This is a genomic window from Microbacterium album (genome assembly GCF_014643695.1).
GTDB classification, from domain to species: domain Bacteria; phylum Actinomycetota; class Actinomycetes; order Actinomycetales; family Microbacteriaceae; genus Microbacterium; species Microbacterium album.
On record NZ_BMJY01000003.1, the window covers coordinates 298451 to 319862 of the forward strand.

General features: G+C 71.9%; 18 protein-coding genes. 3 read left to right on the plus strand and 15 right to left on the minus strand.

Annotated elements, in window-relative coordinates; all coding sequences use genetic code 11:
- Position 1 precedes the first annotated feature (1 nt).
- The 12 genes from IEX37_RS06195 to IEX37_RS06250 form a co-directional block, all read right to left on the minus strand.
- The gene (locus tag IEX37_RS06195; protein WP_229663107.1) at positions 2 to 997 is read right to left on the minus strand and encodes a cell division protein FtsQ/DivIB; all 996 of its coding nucleotides are present in this window, start codon (positions 995 to 997) and stop codon (positions 2 to 4) included.
- Positions 994 to 2430, minus strand: a complete 1437-nt coding sequence (gene murC / locus IEX37_RS06200) for a UDP-N-acetylmuramate--L-alanine ligase (protein ID WP_188755364.1) — start codon at positions 2428 to 2430, stop codon at positions 994 to 996. Before murC ends, IEX37_RS06195 begins: the two co-directional genes overlap by 4 nt.
- Positions 2431 to 2519: 89 nt before the next feature.
- On the minus strand, positions 2520 to 3614 hold the full coding sequence (locus tag IEX37_RS06205) for a UDP-N-acetylglucosamine--N-acetylmuramyl-(pentapeptide) pyrophosphoryl-undecaprenol N-acetylglucosamine transferase (RefSeq protein WP_188755365.1): 1095 nt from the start codon (positions 3612 to 3614) through the stop codon (positions 2520 to 2522).
- 43 nt (positions 3615 to 3657) lie between these two features.
- Positions 3658 to 4872, minus strand: a complete 1215-nt coding sequence (gene ftsW, locus IEX37_RS06210; protein ID WP_229663108.1) for a putative lipid II flippase FtsW — start codon at positions 4870 to 4872, stop codon at positions 3658 to 3660.
- Positions 4835 to 6394: a UDP-N-acetylmuramoyl-L-alanine--D-glutamate ligase gene (murD, locus tag IEX37_RS06215; protein ID WP_188755366.1), complete on the minus strand. Its 1560-nt coding sequence runs from the start codon at positions 6392 to 6394 to the stop codon at positions 4835 to 4837. The genes ftsW and murD overlap by 38 nt, the downstream gene beginning before the upstream one ends.
- Complete coding sequence (mraY, locus tag IEX37_RS06220; RefSeq protein ID WP_188755367.1) at positions 6391 to 7503, minus strand: phospho-N-acetylmuramoyl-pentapeptide-transferase; 1113 nt, start codon at positions 7501 to 7503, stop codon at positions 6391 to 6393. Before mraY ends, murD begins: the two co-directional genes overlap by 4 nt.
- Positions 7500 to 8912, minus strand: coding sequence for a UDP-N-acetylmuramoyl-tripeptide--D-alanyl-D-alanine ligase (locus IEX37_RS06225; RefSeq protein ID WP_188755368.1), 1413 nt, complete (start codon positions 8910 to 8912; stop codon positions 7500 to 7502). Before IEX37_RS06225 ends, mraY begins: the two co-directional genes overlap by 4 nt.
- A 40-nt stretch (positions 8913 to 8952) precedes the next feature.
- Entirely contained in the window at positions 8953 to 10749 is a 1797-nt protein-coding gene (locus tag IEX37_RS06230) for a peptidoglycan D,D-transpeptidase FtsI family protein (RefSeq protein WP_188755369.1), read from the minus strand.
- A gap of 84 nt (positions 10750 to 10833) precedes the next feature.
- The gene (gene ftsL / locus IEX37_RS06235; protein WP_188755370.1) at positions 10834 to 11445 is read right to left on the minus strand and encodes a cell division protein FtsL; all 612 of its coding nucleotides are present in this window, start codon (positions 11443 to 11445) and stop codon (positions 10834 to 10836) included.
- Entirely contained in the window at positions 11442 to 12395 is a 954-nt protein-coding gene (gene rsmH, locus IEX37_RS06240; RefSeq protein ID WP_188755371.1) for a 16S rRNA (cytosine(1402)-N(4))-methyltransferase RsmH, read from the minus strand. The genes ftsL and rsmH overlap by 4 nt, the downstream gene beginning before the upstream one ends.
- A 134-nt stretch (positions 12396 to 12529) precedes the next feature.
- Positions 12530 to 12961, minus strand: a complete 432-nt coding sequence (gene mraZ / locus IEX37_RS06245; protein ID WP_055991719.1) for a division/cell wall cluster transcriptional repressor MraZ — start codon at positions 12959 to 12961, stop codon at positions 12530 to 12532.
- 259 nt (positions 12962 to 13220) lie between these two features.
- The gene (locus IEX37_RS06250) at positions 13221 to 13607 is read right to left on the minus strand and encodes a DUF3040 domain-containing protein (RefSeq protein WP_188755372.1); all 387 of its coding nucleotides are present in this window, start codon (positions 13605 to 13607) and stop codon (positions 13221 to 13223) included.
- A gap of 63 nt (positions 13608 to 13670) precedes the next feature.
- On the opposite strand from IEX37_RS06250, the gene IEX37_RS06255 reads away from it, so the two are divergent.
- Positions 13671 to 14807 (plus strand): polyprenyl synthetase family protein, encoded by a 1137-nt coding sequence (locus IEX37_RS06255; protein WP_188755373.1) that lies wholly within the window; start codon positions 13671 to 13673, stop codon positions 14805 to 14807.
- A 22-nt stretch (positions 14808 to 14829) separates the two neighbouring features.
- Here IEX37_RS06255 and IEX37_RS06260 read toward each other — a convergent pair whose 3' ends face one another.
- A complete protein-coding gene (locus IEX37_RS06260) occupies positions 14830 to 15195 on the minus strand; it encodes an Rv2175c family DNA-binding protein (RefSeq protein WP_229663109.1) in 366 nt (121 codons plus the stop codon).
- A gap of 710 nt (positions 15196 to 15905) precedes the next feature.
- On the opposite strand from IEX37_RS06260, the gene IEX37_RS06265 reads away from it, so the two are divergent.
- A complete protein-coding gene (locus IEX37_RS06265; protein ID WP_444543224.1) occupies positions 15906 to 16997 on the plus strand; it encodes a LysM peptidoglycan-binding domain-containing protein in 1092 nt (363 codons plus the stop codon).
- A gap of 73 nt (positions 16998 to 17070) precedes the next feature.
- Positions 17071 to 19050, plus strand: a complete 1980-nt coding sequence (gene pknB, locus IEX37_RS06270) for a Stk1 family PASTA domain-containing Ser/Thr kinase (protein ID WP_188755374.1) — start codon at positions 17071 to 17073, stop codon at positions 19048 to 19050.
- A gap of 105 nt (positions 19051 to 19155) precedes the next feature.
- Here pknB and IEX37_RS06275 read toward each other — a convergent pair whose 3' ends face one another.
- Positions 19156 to 20505 carry a class II 3-deoxy-7-phosphoheptulonate synthase gene (locus IEX37_RS06275; protein ID WP_188755375.1) on the minus strand — a complete coding sequence of 450 codons (1350 nt, stop codon included), beginning with the start codon at positions 20503 to 20505 and terminating at the stop codon, positions 19156 to 19158.
- Positions 20506 to 20545: 40 nt separating this feature from the next.
- A complete protein-coding gene (locus IEX37_RS06280) occupies positions 20546 to 21286 on the minus strand; it encodes a lysophospholipid acyltransferase family protein (protein WP_188755443.1) in 741 nt (246 codons plus the stop codon).
- Between the last annotated feature and the right edge of the window lie 126 nt (positions 21287 to 21412).

Genomic DNA, 21412 nt, shown 5'->3' on the forward strand with positions numbered 1-21412 from the left:
CTCAGCGCACGACGATCGCGCCGGGTGACGACACGTCGTAGTGGTGATGTCCCTCGGGAGCGGCCTCGAGGCCGGCGGCCTTCAACACGGAGTCGTCCGCGCTCCCCCACAGCACCTCGGTGCCGTCGTGGAGGATCAGCGTGACATCGTCGGGCGTGCCGGCGCGCACCGTCGCGACGCGCGCGTGCACGTCCTCCGGCAGCGAGCGCAGCACCTGCGCGGCCGCGGCGAACGCCGGCGCGGCGAGGCCGCCCGCCGCGTCGATCTCGGGGAGCCCCTCGGGCCCGGCGTCGCCGGTGGACAGCACGACTCCCGCGGCGTCGACCGTCGATACGCCGGCCTCCGAGCGCACCACGCCCACGGGCGTGCGCTCGACGATCCGGACCACGAGCTCGTGCGGCGGGCGGGCCTCGAGCGTGTACGTCTCGATGAGGGGGAAGGCCACGAGCGCCGCCTTCACCTCGCTGTGATCGACCGTCGGCAAGGGCCTGCCGAGCTGCGCTCCGAGGGCCTCCTGCAGCGCGGCGTCGTCGATGGCCTCGGCGCCCACGACGACGATGCGCTGCACCGCAAACAGCGGGCTGTACGCGGCACCCACGCTTCCGACCACGAGCAGAAGCACCGCGGCGACGCCCGTGATCCAGGCCATGCGGCGACGACGGGCGCGCCCCGTGAAGCGCCTGATCTCCGCGCGCAGCGCACGCCTGCGTGCGCGCGTCGCGCGCCACACGTGGCGCCAGCCCGCTCCCGGAGCGGCCGAGGGGGCCGCGGCCGAGGCACCATCCGCTGGAGCGGCGTCGACCTCGTGCGGCGGCGTCTCGACGGCGGGCCCGACCTCGGCGCGCTTCGGACGCAGCGGCAGGACGGCGCGGGGACGCCGCTGCTCCCCTGCCCGCCCCGAGTCGCCCGTCGGCTGCGCCGGCGCGTCGGACGGCCGAGTCGGCGCGTCGCCGGCCCTGTCCCGCTCGGGCGGCGGCAGCGGTCCGGGCCGCCTCACGCGGGCCTGCCCTCCACCGCCTCGTCGGGGCTGCTCACACCCTGTTCGCGGAGCGCGCCGAGCACCTGCGGGATGATCTGGTACACGTTGCCGCAACCGAGCGTGATGACGTAATCGCCCTCGCGGGCGACGGCGGCCGTGTGCTCTGCGGCCGCCTGCCAGTCGGCGACGAAGTGCACGCGATCCGGGTCGCGGAAGGCCGTGCTGACCAGCTCTCCCGTCACCCCCGGGATGGGATCCTCGCGGGCGCCGTAGACGTCCAGCACGACCGTGTGATCGGCCAGCTCCTCGAGCACCCGGGCGAACTCGCCCGCCATCAGCTGCGTACGCGAATAGGTGTGCGGCTGGTGCACCGCGATGATGCGCCCCGCCCCGACCACCGTGCGCGCCGCCGACAGCGCCGCAGCGACCTCGGTCGGATGATGCGCGTAGTCGTCGTACACGCGCACGCCCCGCTCCGTGCCGTGCAGTTCGAAGCGGCGGACGGTGCCGGCGAATCCGGATGCGACCGCCTCGAGTGCCGGCTCGAGCGCGTGGCCGAGCGCGACCAGCACGGCGACGGCGCCCGCCGCGTTGACGGCGTTGTGCACGCCCGGCACGGCGAGTCGAGCGCGGGCGGTCGTGCCGCGATGCGTGAGGGCGAACGACACGGGCCCGTCGGTGACGACATCCGTCAGTCGAACGTCGGCGTCCTCGGACTCCCCGAACGTGACGACGTTGCCATGGCGGAGGGCCGCGCTCACGCGGCGCGCGCCGGCGTCGTCGGCCGAGATCACGACGGCCTCCCGCGCGGCGTCCGCGAACCGCACGAACGCGGCGTCGAACGCCTCGTGGGAGCCGTAGTGGTCGAGGTGATCGGCATCCACGTTGGTGATGAGCGCGATCGACGTGTCGTACAGCAGGAACGAACCGTCCGACTCGTCCGCCTCGATCACGAAGACGTCGTCCGAGCCCGTGCCGCTCGACACGCCGAGCCCGGCGATCACACCGCCGTTGACGAAGCTGGGGTCGGCGCCCAGGCCCCGCAGGCCCGTGACGATCATGCCGGTCGACGTGGTCTTGCCGTGCGCCCCCGCGACGGCCACGAGGCGACGGCCGCCGATCAGCCAGTGCAGCGCCTGCGACCGGTGGATCACCGGCAGCCCGCGCTCGCGCGCCCGGAGGTACTCGGGGTTCTCGGGCCAGATCGCACCGGTGAACACCACCGTGTCGGCGTCGCCGAGGTTCTCGGCGTCGTGCCCGACGTGCACGCGCGCGCCGAGCGCTTCGAGCTCGCGCAGGTTCTGGCTGTCGGCGCGGTCGGAGCCCGACACCTTCACGCCCGCCGCGAGGAACATGCGGGCCAGCCCCGACATGCCGGATCCGCCGATGCCGATGAAGTGTGCGGCACCGATGCGGGAGGGGATCGGGGTGCTCAGGTCGGGTCTGATCATGACGGCTCAAGTGTAGGTCGCCCCGCCGCACGGAAGCCCTCGGCGCGCGGAGGCCCTCGGCGCGCGGACACCCGCGGTGCCGGCTCGCCTCAGCGACCGGCCAGCGCGCGGTCGATCATGGCGATGACGTTCTCCGTGCCGCGGCGCGTGCCCGCCGTCTCGGCGGCTGCCGACATCGCGGCGAGGCGTCCCTCGTCGCCGAGCAGGGGAACGAGCTGCGCGCGCACGCGGTCGGGCGTGAACTCGGCGTCCTCGATCAGGATGGCCGCGCCCGCTGCCAGGGAGGAGGCGGCATTGAGGCGCTGCTCGCCGTTGCCGACCGCATAGGGCACGTACACCGCGGGGATGCCGAGCGCCGCGATCTCGCTCACGGTCGACGCGCCCGACCGGGAGACGACGAGATCCGCGACGGCGAAGGCGAGGTCCATCCGGTCGACGTACCGGCGCAGCGCATAGCCGTCGGCGCCCGGATCGGCGACCTCGGACCGCTCGCCCGTGATGTGCAGCAGCTGCCACCCGGCGGCCAGCACGTCGGTCCACGCGCCGGCGAGGGCCTCGTTGATGCGGCGGGCTCCGAGGGAGCCGCCGAACGCGAGAAGGGTGCGGCGCGCGGGGTCGAGGCCGAAATGCGCGGCGGCCTCCTCGCGCAGCGCCGCGCGATCGAGGTCCACGATCTCGCGGCGCAACGGCATGCCGACCACCTCGGCGCGCCGCAGCGGGGTGCCGTCGAACGCGACGCCCACGCCGGCCGCGCTTCGCGCACCGAGCACGTTCGCGAGCCCCGGCCGGGCATTGGCCTCGTGGACGACGAAGGGCGCCCGCTCCCGGCGCGCGGCCACGTAGGCGGGCGCCGACGCGTACCCGCCGAAGCCGACGACCACCTCGACGCCGCGGGTGCGGATGAGTTCGCGCACCCGTGCGACGGCGCGACGGAAGCGCACCGGGAAAGCCAGCGCCGCCCGGTCGGGCCGCCGGGGGAACGGGACCTTCTCGATCGTCAGGAGCTCGTACCCGCGCTCCGGGACGAGCCGCGACTCCAGGCCCTCCCGCGTGCCGAGCACGAGCACGTCACCGCCCGCGTGCCGGGCATCGGCGGCCGCCCGGGCGCGCAGCCCGTCGGCGACGGCGAGGAGCGGGTTCACGTGACCGGCGGTTCCGCCGCCGGCGAGCAGGTACGTCGTCACCCACCGATCCTCGCACGCCCGCGCCGGGCCGCCGCGCCCCGCGTCAGCGCACGGGTCGCGGCGGGGACGGCTCGGCGCCGACGGGGATCGTGCGGCAGAACGCCAGCAGCACCCCCGACGCCAGCAGCACGGCGATCAGGGAGCTGCCGCCGGCGGACATGAACGGCAGCGGGACGCCCAGCACGGGGATCACGCGGAGCACGACGCCGATGTTGATGAGGGCCTGCCCGATGATCCACGCGACGATCCCGCCGCTGACCATCTTCACGAACGGGTCTTCGCTGTTGCGGATGATCCGGAAGGCCCCGACGGCGAACGTCGCGAAGAGCAGCAGCACGACGACGCAGCCGATGAGGCCGAGCTCCTCGCCGACGATCGCGAAGATGTAGTCGTCGCCCGCGGCGGGGAGCCAGTTGTACTTCTCGGTCGAGTTGCCGAGCCCCATGCCGAACACGCCGCCGCTCGCCAGCCCCCAGATGCCGTGCAGCGGCTGGTAGCACTCCTTGAGGTAGTCGCATTCCGAGTCGAACATGCTCAGGATGCGGTTCATGCGGTTCTCGCTCGTCACGGCGTAGCCGATCACCGCGATCGCGCCGAGCACGACGGGGAGCAGGAAGATGCGCAGCCGCACGCCCGAGAAGAACAGCGTGCCCAGCAGCACCAGCACGAGGATGATCACCGTGCCGAGGTCGTGGCCCGCGAGCACCGTGCCGATCGCGAGCACGCCGATCGGCACGAGCGGGATCGCGACGTGCCGCAGCTTGTCGAGACGGAAGCGCTTGCGGTACAGCACCAGCCCGGCCCACAGCGCGAGCGCGAGCTTGAGGAACTCGGAGGGCTGGGCGGACAGTCCCCCGATCCGGATCCAGTTCAGGTTGCCGCCCGCGGCGTAGCCGATGCCCGGCACGAAGACGAGCAGCTGGAGAGCGACGGCGCCGAAGAGCGCGATCCACGCGATCTTCCGGAAGAACGCGACGGGGAACCGGCTCACGATGAACATCAGCGGGACCCCGAGGGCGGCGTAGATGCCCTGCTGCAGCCCGTCGTTGTAGGGGCTCTCCCCCGCGCTCAGGGCGGAGGCCGTCGTGGCCGACAGCACCATCACCACGCCGAAGCCCGTCAGCAGCAGCGCGGTCGAGGCGATCAGCAGGAACTCGACCGGCACGGGTGCGAACACGCGCCCGAGCGACACGCGCGCGGACACCGCGCCCCGGGGGCGGTCAGCTCCCCCCGGGGGTCGCGTCGTCGCCTGCGTCACGCGTCGCGCCCCCCTCGATCCAATCCCTCACGGCCTCGGCGAACTGCGTGCCGCGGTCGTCATAGCCGGTGAACTGGTCGAACGAGGCGGCCGCCGGTGCGAGGAGCACCACATCGCCGTCTCGCGCGATCCCCGCCGCCGCTGCGACGGCCCGCGCCATGACGTTCTCAGTCTGAGCGTGGTCGACCTCGATCACGGGGACCCCGGGGGCGTGTCGCGCGAACGCCGCGACGACCTCGGACCGCTCGACACCGATCACGACGGCGGCACGGGTCGACGCCCCGCGCTCGGCCACGAGCGACCCGATGTCGACCCCCTTCAGCTGGCCGCCCACGATCCAGATCGCGCCCGGGAACGCCGCCAGCGAGGAGGCAGCGGCGTGGGGATTGGTGGCCTTCGAGTCGTCGACCCACGTGATCCCTCCCGCGCGCGCGACGACCTCGATGCGGTGGGGATCGAGGCGGAAGGAGGTCAGCGCGGACCGGATGGCGGCGGGCTGGACGTCGAGCGAGCGCGCGAGCGCCGCCGCGGCCAGGATGTTGGCGACCATGTGCGGCGCGGACAGGCCGCGCTCCTCCAGCGCGCGCACCGTCGTGAGCTCGAGGGCGGACGTCCGGCGCGCGGCGAGGAACGCGCGGTCGACGAGGATGCCCTCGACCACACCCAGCTCACTGGGCCCCGGCACGCCGAGATCGAAGCCGATCGCGCGCGCGCCCTCGACGACGTCGGCCTCCTCGACCATCCGCAGCGTCGCCTCGTCGGCCTTGTTGTAGACGCACGCGGCCTTGGCGTGGCGGTAGACGACCGCCTTCGCGTCCCGATACGCCGCGAAGCTGCCGTGCCACACGAGGTGGTCGTCGGCCAGGTTGAGGCACACGGCCGCGTGCGGAGACGGCGATCCGGCGCCGTCCTCGAGCCCCAGGTACCAGAGCTGATGGCTGGACAGCTCGACCACGAGCACGTCGAAACCGGCGGGGTCGCGCACCGCGTCGAGGACCGGGACGCCGATGTTGCCGCACGGCGCGGCTCGCAGGCCGCCCTCGACGAGCATCGTGGCCGTCAGCCGCGTCGTGGTCGTCTTGCCGTTCGTGCCCGTGACGAACACCCACTCGGCCGGCGTGCCGTCGGCGCGCGTCACCTTGTCGCGCACGCGCCATGCCAGCTCGATGTCACCCCACAGGGGCACGCCCGCGTCCCTGGCCCAGGCGATCACGGGGTGCGAGGGCGGGAAGCCGGGCGAGGCGACGATCACGTCGGGAGCGAAGCCGCGCAGCTCCTCGGGCACCTCGGACAGGTCGCCCTGCCACAGACGAGCTCCGATCACGGGCACGAGCCGCGCGTACTCCTCCGCGGCCTGCTCCGTGACGACCAGGACGTCCGCGCCCAGTTCGGTCAGGGTGTCGGCGACCGAGAAGCCCGTGGCCGCCAGCCCCAGCACGGCGACGCGCAGGCCGCTCCAGTCGGCGTGCCAGCTCGTCAGGCCGTCGAGGCGCGTGCCTCCGTCCGATGCGGCGACGCTCATGTGCGGGAGAGCCACTCGACGTACAGCAGGCCGATCCCGCTCAGCGCGAGCATGCCCGCGATGATCCAGAAGCGCACGACGATCGTCACCTCGGGCCACCCGCGCATCTCGAAGTGGTGGTGCAGCGGGCTCATCAGGAACAGGCGCTTGCCCCGGGTCGCCTTGAAGTACAGGCGCTGCAGGATCACGGAGCCCGACGAGATCACGAACAGGCCGGCGATCAGGATGCCCAGCAGCTCTGTGCGCGTGAGCACGGCCATCGCGGTGATGACGCCGCCGATCGCCATCGAGCCGACATCGCCCATGAAGACCTGAGCCTTGGGCGCGTTCCACCACAGGAAGCCGACGAGACCTCCGACAAGCGCGGCCGAGACGATCGCCAGGTCGAGCGGATCTCGCGTGTTGTAGCAGGCCGGCGCCAGCGCCTCGACGAAGCCCTCCCCCGTGCAGGCCTGGTTGAACTGCCAGAACGCGATCATGCTGTATGCGCCCACGACGAACACGCCCGCGCCCGCTGCGAGGCCGTCGAGGCCGTCGGTCAGGTTGACGCTGTTGGAGAAGCCCGTGCCGAGCAGGGACAACCACGCGAGATACAGCAGCCAGCCCAGGACCGGGCCTAGCGCCATGAACCACAGCACCGGGATGTCACGGAAGAACGACACGTAGCCCGTGCCCGGGGTCTGGCCGTACACGTCCGGGAAGTTGAGTGCCGCGATCCCGAACGGCACGATCGCGATCACCTGCCCGGCGATCTTCCGCCAGCCGCTCAGGCCGTCGTAGTGGTTCTGCTTGACCTTCAGATAGTCGTCGATGAAGCCCACGGCCCCGAACGACAGCATGAGCCAGATCACGAGCCAGCCCGAGGCGGTCGGCGGGTTGCCGCCCGCGAAGCAGCCGATCAGGTAGCCGACGACCGTGCCGACGATGAAGATCGTGCCGCCCATGGTGGGCGTTCCCCGCTTCACCTCGTGATCGGGGGCGAGCATCTTCGCGCTCGCGACGCGGATCGGCTGGGCCCATCCCCAGCGGCGGAACGCGCGCAGGAAGACCGGGGTGAGGAAGAGCGAGAACGCCAGGGAGATCGCTGCCGCCGTCAGGAGTGATCTCACGAGAACAATTCTCCCAGACGATCGCCCAGGAACCGCAGCCCGGCCGAGTTGGACGACTTCACGAGCACGCGGTCGCCGTCGCGCAGCTCGTCCCGGAGGTACTCGTAGGCGGCGTCGGCATCGGGGAAGAACACCGCTTCGTCGTTCCACGACCCTTCCGCGACCGCGGCGAGATAGAGGCTGCGCGCCTCCTGTCCGACCACCACGATGCGCGGGATGCGCAGGCGCACGGCCAGCAGGCCGACTTTCGCGTGCTCCTCGTGCGCGTGCTCGCCGAGCTCGCTCATGGCGCCCAGCACCGCGACCATGCGCTCATCCGGACCGGTGATCTGCGCGAGCGTGCGCAGCGCGGCGGTCATCGAGTCGGGGCTGGCGTTGTACGCGTCGTTGATGATGCGGACCCGGTCGGAGCCCATCACCTGCATGCGCCAGCGCTCGGCGAGCTCGACCGTGCCGATCCGCTCCACCGCGACGTCGGGCGCGACGCCCAGCTCCGCGGCCGCGGCGATCGCGGCGAGGGCGTTCTTGACGTGGTGGGCGCCCAGCACGCGCAGGTGCAGCGGGAGGTCGCGGCCGACCACCGTCACGGTGCCGTCCGTCCCCTCCGCGCTGACGCGCAGGGCGGACGCCCGGACGTCGGCGGACTCGGACTCGCCGAACCAGCGGACCGCGACGCCGCGCTCCTCCGCGATCGCGGACATCCCCGCCACGCGCGGGTCGTCGGCGTTGAGCACGGCGACGCCGCCGGGACGCACGGCCGCGACGAGCTCCGACTTCGCCTTGACGGTCGCCTCGATGCCGCCGAACCCGCCGGCGTGGGCCATCCCGACCATGAGGACGACGCCGATGTCGGGCGAGACGAGCCCCGCGAGCCTCGCGATCTGACCCGACGCGTCGGCGCCGAACTCCGATACCAGGAAGCGCGTGTCGTACGTGACCCGCAGCATCGTCAGCGGGGCGCCCACGGCGTTGTTGTACGAGCCGACGGGGGCCACGGTCTCGCCCTCCGGCCGGAGGATCGTCGCGAGCATGTTCTTCGTCGTCGTCTTGCCGTTGGACCCGGTGATGCCGACGATCCGGAGCCGCCCGCCCGCGCGTACGCGCGCGACGACCTCGCGCGCGAGCGCGGCGATCGCCTGCAGGACGTCCGCGACCACGATCTGCGTGACGGCGTCGTCGACGGGGCGCTCCACGATCGCGAGCACGGCGCCGGCCTCCACGGCCTTGCCGACGAACAGATGACCGTCCGTGGTCTCGCCGGGCTTGGCGACGAAGATGCCGCCGGGCGCCATGTTGCGCGAGTCGGTGTCGACGACGCCCGACACCACCGAGTCGGGGGTGTCGGCGCCGTGGAGGCGGAGCACGCCGTCGATCGCGGTGGCGATCTCCGACAACGACAGAGCGATCATGCGGTCAGGAACCTCCGTGACGCGCGCACGCGGCAGCGCGTCACTTGAATTTGGGAAGAAGGGTCGCGGGCTCCGAAGCCGATGGCGTGACCCGGTAGGCCTTGAGGACCTGGGTCATCGCCTTCTGGAGCGCGGGCGCCGTGGCCGCAGACGAGGTTACCCGCTTCGGTTCGTCGAGCGTAATCATGACGACGTACTGCGGGTCGTCCGCCGGCGCGAACCCGACGATGCTCGTGAAATACACCCCGGCCTTGTAGCGGCCGTTCCCATCCGTCTTCTGCGCGGTACCGGTCTTCGCCGCGATCGTGTATCCGGGCACCGTGATCTGCTCGGAGACGGGGCCCTGGTACGCGACGTTCTCGAGCATGAGCGAGACCTGCTCCGCCGTCTCCTCGCTCACGACGCGCCGGGGCTCTCCCGTCTTCGGCTCGACCACCTCGCCGTCGGGCGTGGTGCACGACTCGACGAGGCGCAGCGGCACGCGCACGCCGCCGTTCGCGATGGTCTGGTAAGCGCTGACGACCTTGGGGATCGTCGCGGTGAAGGCCTGGCCGAACGTCGTCGCGTAGTGCGACTGGTTGTCCCACCGCTCGGCCGGGTGCAGCTCGCCGGTCTCCTCCCCCGGGAACCCCACGGCCGTGCTGTCGGCGCCGATGCCGAAGCGCTCGAGCCAGTCGTGGCGCTGCTGCGGGCTGAGCAGGTCGCCGAACTTCGACAGCGCGACGTTGGACGAGTCGATGAGGGCGCCCGCGAGCGTGTACTCGTGCTCCGGGTGCGGGAACGCATCGCCCACACGCGCGCCGTTGGGGAACGTCTCGAAGCTCGACGCCGTCGTCGTGCTGAACGGGGTCGCGACCCCCTCCTCCAGCAACATCGCGGCCGTCACGGCCTTGAACGTCGAACCGGGCTCGAAGGTCGTGCCGAACACGAGCGACCCGCGGTACTCCGGGTCGGAGGAGAGGACGTCGTTGGGGTCCAGGGATGGATACTGCGCGGCGGCCCTGATCGCGCCGGTCTGCACGTCGACGACGGTGACCGTGCCGGAGATCGCGTCCTGGTTCTGCGTCTCCTCGGCGATCATCTGCTCCATGTACCACTGCAGGTCGGCGTCGATCGTGAGTTCGACCTCGCCGCCGTCCACGGCCGGCGTGGTCTTCTCGGTGCCGGGGATCCGGATGCCGTCGGTCGCCCCGATCTGGAACGTCTGCTCGCCGTTGTGCGCCTCGAGGCACGCGTTCTGCGCCAGCTCGATCCCGGCGAGCGGCTCGCCGTCGACGTCCTGGAAGCCGAGCAGATTGCCCGCGACCGCGCCGTTGGGATAGGCGCGCGACGGCTTCGCCTCGAACACGAGGTAGGGGACGCCGAGTTCGCGCAGCGCCTGGTACTGCGCCGTGGAGACGCTGTGGGCCAGCCGGGTCCAGCGGCTGTGGGGATCGGCTGCGAGGGCGTCCGCGACGATCTGCTCGACGCGCTCGGGCTCCTGACCCGTGATCTCGGCGATCGCCGCGGCCTGCTCCGGCCACGTGACCTCGCGCTTCTCGCCCGACTCGTCCTCGAGCTTCAGCGTGCCGACCAGCGCCGGGTCGACGGCGACGTCGTACCGCATCGTGCTGCTGGCGAGCACGGCGCCGTGGGTGTCGACGATCGCCCCGCGCGTGCCGAACAGCGTCTGGCGGCCGGCCATGTTGCCCGTGGCGATCGAGTCGGCCACGTGCTCGCGCGCGTTGACGACCTGGATGTCGACGAGCCGCACGACGAAGCCGGCGAGCACGGCGAGCACGATGCCCGAGGCCACCATGGTGCGGCGGCGCGCGGAGCGCGTGGCGAGCGGGTTCATGACGTGGTGCCTTTCCGTGCTCCTGGCTCGTGGTCGGTCGTCGTGGGCGGGATCTGTCGAAGGAGCGGGTCGGCGCGCGAGGCGTCAGCGGGTCTGAGGCCTCGGCAGGCCCTCGGTGAGGGGCGGCGGCAGCGGATCGTCCGCGGCCGGTGCCGTCTCGTCGCCGGCCTCGGTCTCCTGCACCACGGGCCCGTCGAGCGTGGTGGCGGGGTCGGTCACGAGCGGCGTGTCGCCGATGAGGGCGTTGCCCACGGCCGCACGCCCCGCCACGTCGACGGTCGAGTCGGCACCCGCGGCGTGCCCGGCGCCGATCACCGCGCCGTCGCTGAGGCGCAGGAAGCTCGGCGAGGCGTCGATGACCATGCCCAGCGCGGCGGCGTTCGCCGCGAGGTACTGCGGCGAGCTGAGCCCGGCCACCTCGTCCTGGAGTTCCTGCGCCTGCAGGGTCGCCGCTCGGCGCTCCTGGTTGAGCGCGGCGATGTCGTACGAGGTCTGGGTGATCAGGATCGACAGGCTCATCTGCGCCACCGCGATCGCGACGGCGCCCGCCAGCGCGACGACCGCGTACGCCAGGCGCGGCCGGCGGCGCGGCGCGGGAGCCTCCACCGGCTGCAGCCGCCGCCGCGGCCGGCGTTCGGGCGCGGGCTCCGGTACCGCCGTGCGCGGCACCGCCGCGCTGTTCGCTGCAGGACTCATTCCGACTCCCTCACTCGCTCGATCGCCCGCAGCCGCACCGGCTTCGCGCGGGGATTGCGTGCCGCTTCCTCGTCGCCCGCGACTTCGGCGCCCTTGACGAGCAGACGGAAGCGCGGGGCATGCTCGGGGAGCTCCATGGGCAGGCCCGCGGGCGCCGTCGAGGCGCTCGCCTCGGCGAAGAGCCGCTTGACGAACCGGTCCTCGAGCGACTGGTACGACAGCACCACGAGCCGGCCGCCGACGGCCAGCGTGCTGAGCGCCGCCGGGATCGCCCGCTCGAGGGCGGACAGCTCGCCGTTGACCTCGATGCGCAGCGCCTGGAAGACGCGCTTGGCCGGGTGCCCGGCGTGGGACAGCGCGGCGGGCGTCGCCTGCTGCAGCACCTCCACCAGCCGGCCCGAGCGCTCGATCGGGCTCTGCTGGCGCGCCGCGATGATCGCGCGCGCGTAGCGGCCGGCCAGCTTCTCCTCGCCGTAGCGCTCGAAGATGCGCCGCAGCTCCCCCTCGGAGTACGTCGCGACGATCTCGGCCGCGGTCACCCCCTGCGTGGGATCCATCCGCATGTCGAGCGGCGCATCACGCGCGTAGGCGAATCCGCGCTCCGCCTCGTCGAGCTGGAGCGACGACACCCCCAGGTCGTAGAGGATCGCGTCGGCGCGGTCGACGCCCGCGGTCCGCAGCGCGTCGGCGATGCCGTCGTAGACGGTGTGCACGAGCGCGATCCGGTCGGCATGGGCCTGCAACCGCTCGCCGGCGATCCTCAGCGCAGCGGGGTCGCGGTCGAGCCCGACGAGCCGGATGCCGGGGAACCGGTCGAGGAACGCCTCGGCGTGGCCGCCCATGCCGAGCGTGCCGTCGACGTAGACGGCGCCCTCACGCACGAGCGCGGGGCCGAGCAGCTCGACGCAACGCTCGAGCATGACGGGGATGTGGATGTCGCGGAGGTTCATGATGTGCGGGGCGCTGCGTGGTTCTCGTGCCGATACGAGGGAGGCGCTCCCCCGACCCTGATCCCCATCCGCTCGACCTGGCGCCGGGGAAGTGCGTCAGGGCTGCGGGTGGGAGTCACGGCCGGGGGCATGCCTCAGAACAGGCCCGGGATCACCTCCTGCTCCATCTCCGAGTAGCTCTCTTCGTTGCTCTCCAGGTACGCGTTCCATGCGGCCGCGTCCCAGATCTCCGCGTGGGCGCCGACGCCCGTCACGACCAGCTCCTTCTCGAGGCCGGCGTACGTGCGCAGGTGCTGCGGGATCGTGATCCGGTTCTGGCCGTCGGGGGTTTCGGCACTCGCACCGGACAGGAACATGCGCAGGAAGTCGCGTGCCTGCTTGTTGCTGAGCGGCGCCTGACGGACGCGTTCGTGCACCTGCTCGAACTCGGCCGTGCTGAACACGTACAGACACCGCTCCTGCCCGCGCGTGACCACGACGCCGCCCGCCAGCTCCTCGCGGAACTTGGCCGGGAGGATGACGCGGCCCTTGTCGTCGAGCTTGGGGGTGTGAGTACCCAACAGCACCGGCCATCACCCCCTTCGTCCGGCCACTCCCGAGGTTGGCTCCACTTTACTCCACTTTCCCCCACTGTCTAGAGCATCTTCGCTCGATTTCGCGCGGATCTCGCGAGCTGTGCCGCAGAAAATCAAGGCATGGCGCGGGTGGAGGAAGGTGGAGGGAAAACGGGCCGAAACCAGGCCTCAGGGGAGCCTGAAAGCCTCGCGAACGCAAAAAAAGCGCCGACCCGAAGGTCGGCGCTGTGAAAGTGGATGGAAGTGGGCGTCAGCCGCCCTGCTGGCGGCGGTCCCATCGCTCGTTCATGCGGTCCATGAAGGAGGCGGAGCTCGGGCCGCGCGTGCCCCCGACGCTCGCGCCGCGCACGGTTGCACCGCTGCCCTTCACCGGACTGAGGGCGAGGATGACGCCGCCGAGCATGGCCGCGAAGCCGATGACTCCGAGGGTCAACCCCAGCGCGAGACTTCCGCTCCACAGCGCGATGCCGGCGATGATCGCACCGAGACCGGCGAGCACGAGGATGGCCCCGTAGATGAGATTTCGGTAGCTGAGAACCTGCGCCCCCGCGGGCGCGCTCACGACATCTGCGTCGTTCTGCATGAGATGGCGCTCCATCTCGTCTAGCAGACGCTGCTCCTGTTCGGAGAGTGGCATCGTGTCCCCCTCGGTGTGGCTGGATCCCATTCTAACCGCGGGCCGGAGAACTAGGCTAGGCCCGTGCAGCCGGCGTACCCCGTGATCGAAGCGATCTCCCAGCGACTGGAGAGCTTCGCCGCGCAGCGGCGGGAGGAGGCGACGCCCCTCGGCCCGGAAGCCGAGCTCCTCGCCGGCCACGCGGTCGCGACCCTGCGGGGCGGAAAGCGGCTGCGGGCGCGCTTCTGCTGGTGGGGGTGGCGCGCGGTCGCCGGCGCCGTCGACGCGCACGACGGCGCGCACCACGACGCCGACGAACGCGCGGCCATCGGGGTGTGCGCGGCCCTCGAGATCTTCCAGGCCGCCGCGCTCGTGCACGACGACCTGATCGACAACTCGGACACGCGCCGCGGCCGCCCGTCCGCGCATCGCGCGCTCGAAGCCGACCACCGGGAGCAGGGGTGGAGCGGTCGCGCCGACGCGTTCGGGCGCGCCGGTTCGCTGCTGCTCGGCGATCTGCTCGTGGCCTGGAGCGACGACCTGCTCGAGGAGTCGCTCGCGCTCGTGGGAGACGCCCCGCAGGCGGAGCGACGCGACCGGGACCGCGTCGCCGCCGCCCGCGCGGAGTACGCGCGGATGCGACGCGACGTGACGATGGGGCAGTTCCTGGACATCGCCGAGGAGTCCGCCTGGAGCGTCGCCCCCGACGACGCTCACGCGGAGCGCGCGCTCCGCATCGCGTCGTACAAGTCGGCGCGCTACAGCGTCCAGCAGCCGCTCGTGATCGGTGCCGCCCTCGCGGGCGGCCGGGAGCGGCACCTCGAGGCGCTGCGCTCGTTCGGCCACCCCCTCGGGATGGCCTTCCAACTGCGGGACGACGTGCTCGGCGTGTTCGGTGACGCCGCGGTGACGGGAAAACCCGCGGGAGACGACCTGCGCGAGGGCAAGCGCACCGCGCTCGTGGCCCTCGCCCGCCCCCGCCTCGCCCGGTCCGACCGGGAGCGCTTCGACGAGCTGCTGGGAGCCCCCGATCTCTCGGACGCGGACGTGGGCGGCCTGCGCGCGATGATCCAGGAGTCCGGGGCACTCGACGAGGTGGAGCGGCTCATCGCGTCCTACGCGCGCGACGCGGACGAGGCGCTCGCGGCGGCCGATCTCGCCCCGGACGTGTCGGAGCAGCTGCGCGAGTTGGCGCGAGCCGCGACGCACCGGCGCTCCTGACGGGCGCGCGGTCCGCGCCGGATCAGGCCAGGGTCTGCGCGACCCGGCGCACCTCGGCCTTGCGACCGGCGCGGAGCGCTTCGATGGGCGCGGCACCGATCGAATCCTCCGGCGCGAGCAGCCAGTCGATCGCCTCGTCGTCGCTGAAACCCGCATCGTGCAGCACGATCGCGGTTCCCCTCAGCGAGGAGAGCACCGCGCCGTCGAGCAGGAAGACCGAGGGGACCTGAAGCGGCCCGTGGCGGCGCGAGGCGATGAGGGCGTTCTCATCGAGAAGGCGCCGTACGCGGCTGACGGTCTCGCCGAGCAGTTCCGCGACCTCGGGCAGCGTCAGCCAGTCGGTGGGAACCGCGCCGTCGGGCGTGGCCGAGGAGTTGTCTGCGATCACGGTGCCCACTATCTCATCCGCGGCGACCCGCCCGCATCCGCCGACCCTGGGACCAGTTCGATCATCCCCATTCGTCACACGGATCACATGCCTCACAGACATCACTCTCTCCACAGCCGCCACTCCAAATAGCACGAGTTGACAGGCATTCACTTCCATGACACGGTGTCAACAGCCGATTCGAGGGGAATATCAACGTGCACCGACGTCTTCCTGCACGCGCGAGCCACGCTCGCGCCAGCCACCCGATGCGTTCTCTGTTCACGAGCGTCCCGGTGGCGATCGCGGGTTCCATCGCGCTCTCGCTGGGAGCCACGCCCGCGGCGGCCGCCGAGGTGAAGATGCGCGACGGCGTGCGCGACGGCCAGGTCCCCGGCAGCGCCTTCGGGGCCACGCGCGCCGCCGCGGCCCAGGCGGTGCCGACCGTACGCGTCGAGACGTCCGTGCGCCCCGCGGCCCGGCCCTCGACCCACGTCGTGCAGCCGGGCGACACCGTGACGCGCATCGCGATCCGCAACGGCCTGCGCACGATCGACGTGCTGACGTGGAATGGCCTGGGCTGGACGACCACGATCTACCCGGGACAGGTCCTGCGCCTCACACCGCCCGGCTCGCCCGCCCCCGCAGCACCGGCACCGGCACCCGCCGCGGCGCCGGCCTCGACGTCGGCGGCCACGTACACCGTCAAGGCCGGCGACACGGTCTGGGGCATCGCACAGAAGCACGGCACCACGGTCGAGGCGATCCTCAGCGCCAACGGCATCGGCGCATCCGCTCTCATCTTCCCGGGTCAGACGCTCCGGCTCACGGGTGCGGCGCCCGCCGCGACGCCGCGTCCGGCGACTCCCGCACCCTCCGCGGCCGCCCCCGCCGCTCCCGCCGCCAAGCCGGCCGCGAACGACGGCGGCGCGACCTACACCGTCAAGGCGGGCGACACCGTGTGGGGCATCGCGCAGAGGAACGGCACCACAGTGGCCGCGATCATCAGCGCGAACGGCCTCGGCGCGTCGGCGACCATCTTCCCCGGCCAGAAGCTCAAGCTGTCCGGCTCGTCCGCCGCGCCCGCCGCGCCGGCCCCGGCCGCCCCCGCCCCGGCTCCAGCTGCGCCCGCTCCCGCGGCGCCGGCTCCGGCTGCGCCCGCTCCCGCTCCCGCTCCCGCAGCGGCGACGGGAACGTACCAGGTCGTCGCGGGCGACACCCTGTGGGGCATCGCGAACCGCAACGGGACGACGGTCGCCGCCCTGCTCCAGGCCAACGGCCTCTCGGAGGGCGCGATCATCTACCCCGGTCAGAAGCTCAAGCTCTCCGGAGCCGCGCCCGCCGCTCCCGCGCCTGCGCCCGCTGCCAAGCCCTCCCCTGCCGCGACCGAGGACCCGAGCATCCAGCGCTCGGCCGTGCTCGACAGGGAGCAGGCCGACAACGCTCGCCTGATCATCCGGGTGGGCCGCGAGCTGGGCGCGTCGGACCGCGCGATCGCGATCGCGCTCGCGACGGCGATGGTGGAGTCCAGCCTGCGGAACCTGAACCACGGCGACCGCGACTCGCTCGGCCTGTTCCAGCAGCGCCCCAGCACCGGGTGGGGCACACCCGAGCAGATCCTGGATCCCGTGCGCTCCACGAAGGCGTTCTTCGGCGGGCCGAACGACCCGAACGGCTACTCGACGCGCGGTCTGTTCGACATCCCCGGCTGGGAGAAGATGGAGTTCACGAAGGCCGCCCAGGCCGTCCAGATCTCGGCCTACCCGAACCGCTACGGCCAGTGGGAGCAGGCCGCGTACGGCTGGCTCGCGCAGTTCGGCTGACGCCCCGGGTGGCGGCGTTCCACCGGGTGCGCCGCTCCCCCTGCCGCACGGGCCGCGCCCGTAGAATCTGAGCGTGAGCACGAGTCAGCAGGTCGATCCCCTCATCGGGCGACTTGTCGACGACAGATACCGTGTTCGCGCCCGCATCGCGCGCGGCGGGATGGCGACCGTCTACGTCGCGACCGACCTGCGCCTGGAGCGACGCGTCGCGCTCAAGGTGATGCACGGTCACCTGAGCGACGACAGCGTCTTCCAGAGCCGCTTCATCCAGGAGGCCCGCGCGGCCGCCCGCCTGTCGGACCCGCACGTGGTCAACGTGTTCGACCAGGGCCAGGACGGCGAGCTCGCCTACCTGGTGATGGAGTACCTGCCGGGCATCACCCTGCGCCAGCTGCTGAAGGAGCAGCGGCGTCTGACCGTGACCCAGACGATCACCATCATGGACGCGGTGCTGTCGGGGCTCGCGTCCGCGCACCGCGCCGGTCTCATCCATCGCGACGTCAAGCCGGAGAACATCCTGCTGGCGGAGGACGGGCGCATCAAGATCGGAGACTTCGGTCTGGCGCGCGCCACGTCGGCGAACACCGCGACGGGGCAGCAGCTGCTCGGCACGATCGCCTACCTGGCGCCCGAGCTGGTGACGCGCGGGACGGCGGATGCGCGCAGCGACATCTACGCGCTCGGCATCCTCCTGTACGAGATGCTCGCCGGCGAACAGCCGTACAAGGGCGAGCAGCCCATGCAGATCGCGTTCCAGCACGCCACCGAGTCCGTGCCGAGGCCCAGCGTGAAGAACCCCGGCGTCCCCGAGCAGCTCGACGAGCTCGTGCTGTGGGCCACCGAGAAGTCTCCCGACGAACGCCCCTCCGATGCGCAGGAGATGCTCGATCGCCTTCGAGAGATCGAGCGCGAGCTCGGGATCGCGCCCCTGCCCACCCGCTCCTCCCCGGCGTTCGAGACGCCGCTCTCGGCCGGGGACACCGGCCCGGGCGCGACCAAGGTGCTCCCGGGGCCCCTGCCGATGACCACCGAGATCACGGGGGACGTCGACGCGGACGAGCCCGCGCACGAGCGCGACAACGCGGCACGCCTGCGACGCCGCGCCCAGAGCCGCCGCCGCAGGGGCGGCTTCCTGCTCGCGCTCGTGCTGCTGCTCACGACCGCCGCCGGCGCGGCCGGCTGGTGGTTCGGCTCGGGGCCGGGCTCGCTCGTCGCGGTGCCGGAGGTCACGGGACGGAGCTTCGTCGAGGCCCGCGACCTGCTCGCGGAGGTCGAGCTGGTCGCGCGGGAGATGCAGGAGAGCAGCCTCGAGGTTCCGGCAGGAATGGTGATCCGCTCGGATCCGGGGGCCGGCGACCGGGTCGACAAGGGCAGCGAGGTGACGGTCGTCACGTCGTCGGGCCCCGCCGAGGCGGTGCTGCCCGGCTTCGCCGGCATGTCGCTCGGCGACGCGAGGGCGCTGCTCGACGAGCATCGCATCGGCTACGACGATGCCGAGAACCTCGAGCTGTACACCGACGCGCCCGCCGACCAGGTGATCGGGCTCGACATCCTGCCCGCCGGGTCCGAGGAGCGCATCCCGTGCTTCGAGGGCTGCACCGTGCACCAGGGCGACACCGCGGACTTCATCGTCTCCCTCGGGCCGCTGCCGGACGTCACCGGGCGTCCCATGGCCGAAGCCACCGATACGCTCACGCAGGCCCGTCTCGAGGTGGTCGCCGCCCCGGCCGAGTACAGCAACAGCGTTCCGCGCGGGAACGTCCTGCGGGTCGAGCCGCGGGCCGAGGAGGGCCACTGGCGGCCCGGCGATCGCATCACGCTCGTCGAGTCCCTCGGGCCGCAGCTGTTCGAGGTGCCGAACGTCGTCGGGATGACGCGCGACGAGGCCGTGCGCGCACTCTCGGAGCGCTTCCAGGTGAGCGGCGTGGTCTTCCCGTGGAACATCGCCATGAACGGCCTCACGGAGGTGCAGTCGCAGAACCCCGCGGCCGGCACCATGCACGTCGCGGGAACCACGGTCGAGATCTCGATCGACCTCCGCGGCGACGACTAACGCCGCCACGGATTCGGAGACATCCACCGGCTCGGACGCGAACTAGCGCCCGCATCCGAATCCCTGGATTCCTCCGAATCGGCGGCGTCGCGGCTCTGAGACGGGTCAGCGCTTGCCGAGCTCCTCCGCCACGAGGAAGGCGAGCTCAAGAGACTGCATGTGGTTCAGGCGCGGGTCGCACAGCGACTCGTAGCGCGTCGCGAGGGTGGCCTCGTCGATCTGCTCGGAGCCGCCCAGGCACTCCGTGACGTCGTCGCCCGTGAGCTCGACGTGGATGCCGCCCGGGTAGGTGCCGACGGCGCGGTGCGCCTCGAAGAAGCCGCGCACCTCGTCGACGACGTCGTCGAAGCGACGCGTCTTGTAGCCCGTCGGCGTCGTGATGCCGTTGCCGTGCATCGGGTCGGTGACCCACAGCGGCAGCGCGCCCGAATCCTTGACGGCCTCCAGCAGCGGCGGCAGCGCGTCGCGGATCTTGCCGGCTCCCATGCGCGTGATGAACGTCAGGCGGCCCGGCTCGCGCTCGGGGTCGAGCTTGTCGATCAGGGCCAGCGCGGTCTCCGGCGTCGTGGTCGGGCCGAGCTTGACGCCGATCGGGTTGCGGATGCGAGAGAAGTAGTCGACGTGCGCACCGTCGAGGTCGCGCGTGCGCTCCCCGATCCACAGGAAGTGCGCCGACGTGTTGTACGGCAGGGACGTCCGCGAGTCGATGCGCGTCATCGGACGCTCGTAGTCCATCAGCAGGCCCTCGTGGCCCGTGTAGAACTCGACACGGCGCAGCTCGTCGAAGTCGGCGCCCGCTGCCTCCATGAACTTGATGGCGCGGTCGATCTCGGTTGCCAGGCGCTCGTAGCGCTGGTTGGCCGGGTTCTCGGCGAAGCCCTTGTTCCACGAGTGCACCTCACGGAGGTCGGCGAAGCCGCCCTGGGTGAACGCGCGGATCAGGTTCAGTGTCGACGCGGCCGTGTGGTAGCCGCGCAGCAGGCGCTGCGGATCCGCCTGGCGCGAGGCCGCCGTGAAGTCGTAGCCGTTGACGATGTCGCCCCGGTACGCCGGGAGCGTGACGTCGCCGCGCGTCTCGGTGTTGCTGGAGCGCGGCTTGGCGAACTGCCCCGCCATCCGGCCCATCTTGATGACCGGCATCGACGCGCCGTAGGTCAGCACGACCGCCATCTGCAGCAGGGTCTTGACGCGGTTGCGGATCTTGTCCGCCGTGGCGCCCGCGAAGGTCTCGGCGCAGTCTCCCCCCTGCAGCAGGAAGGAGTTGCCCGCGGCGGCCTGGGCGAGCCGGTGCTTCAGGCTGTCGACCTCCCCCGCGAACACGAGCGGCGGCTGCTGGGCGAGCTCGGCCGAGACGCGCTCGACCTCGGCATAGTCCGGCCACTCCGGCTGCTGCTTGATCGGAAGGGATCGCCAGGCGTCCAGAGCGCCGGCATCAAGGTCAGCCGTGTGTTGCATTCCTCGATGTTATCGTCGCCGGAGACCTCTCGAGACCGCGTCAGCGCGTGCCCGTAGCCGCCGGCTCGGGACGCGGGTCGGCTTCGGGGGCGCCGTCGCGGTCGGCAGGCCGCTGGTTCTTCACCGTCGAGGCGTACACGTCGCGGTAGCGCTGCTGACCGAGCCGCTGCAGCGCGACCATGATCTCGTCCGTGACCGAGCGGAGGATGTAACGATCGTTCTCCATGCCCTCGTAACGGCTGAAGTCGAGCGGCGGGCCGATCACGATGCCGACGCGCACGATGCGGGGCAGCTTCTGCCCGATCGGCATCATCGTGTCCGTGTCCACCATCACGACGGGCACGACGGGCACCTTCGCCTCGAGCGCCATGCGGGCGATGCCCGTGCGGCCGCGGTAGAGCACTCCGTCCGGGCTGCGCGTGCCCTCGGGGTAGATGCCCAGCAGGTCGCCGCGACCGAGGACCTCCAGGCCGGTGTTGAGAGACGCCTCCGACGCCTTCCCGCCGGAGCGGTCGATCGGCAGCTGCCCGGTTCCCTTGAAGAAGAGGCGCGTCAGCCAGCCCTTGATGCCCTTCCCCGTGAAGTACTCGCTCTTGGCGAGGAAGGACACCCGCCGGTCGAGCATGAGCGGGAGGAAGATCGAATCCGCGAAGGAGAGGTGGTTGCTCGCGAGGATCGCGGCGCCGCTCGCCGGGACGTGCTCGCGTCCCACGACCCACGGCCGGAAGACGGCCTTCAGCACGGGCCCGATCACGATGTACTTCATGAACCAGTAGAACACCGCGGAGCGCATCCCTTTCTGCCGCCGCCCGGTCTCCCCTGCTGGCGCCGGACGCGCATTGAAGTCTAGCCGGGCGCCCCTCCCCTCCCACGAGCCCCGGGAGAGGCCACGTCAAGCCTCCCGGGA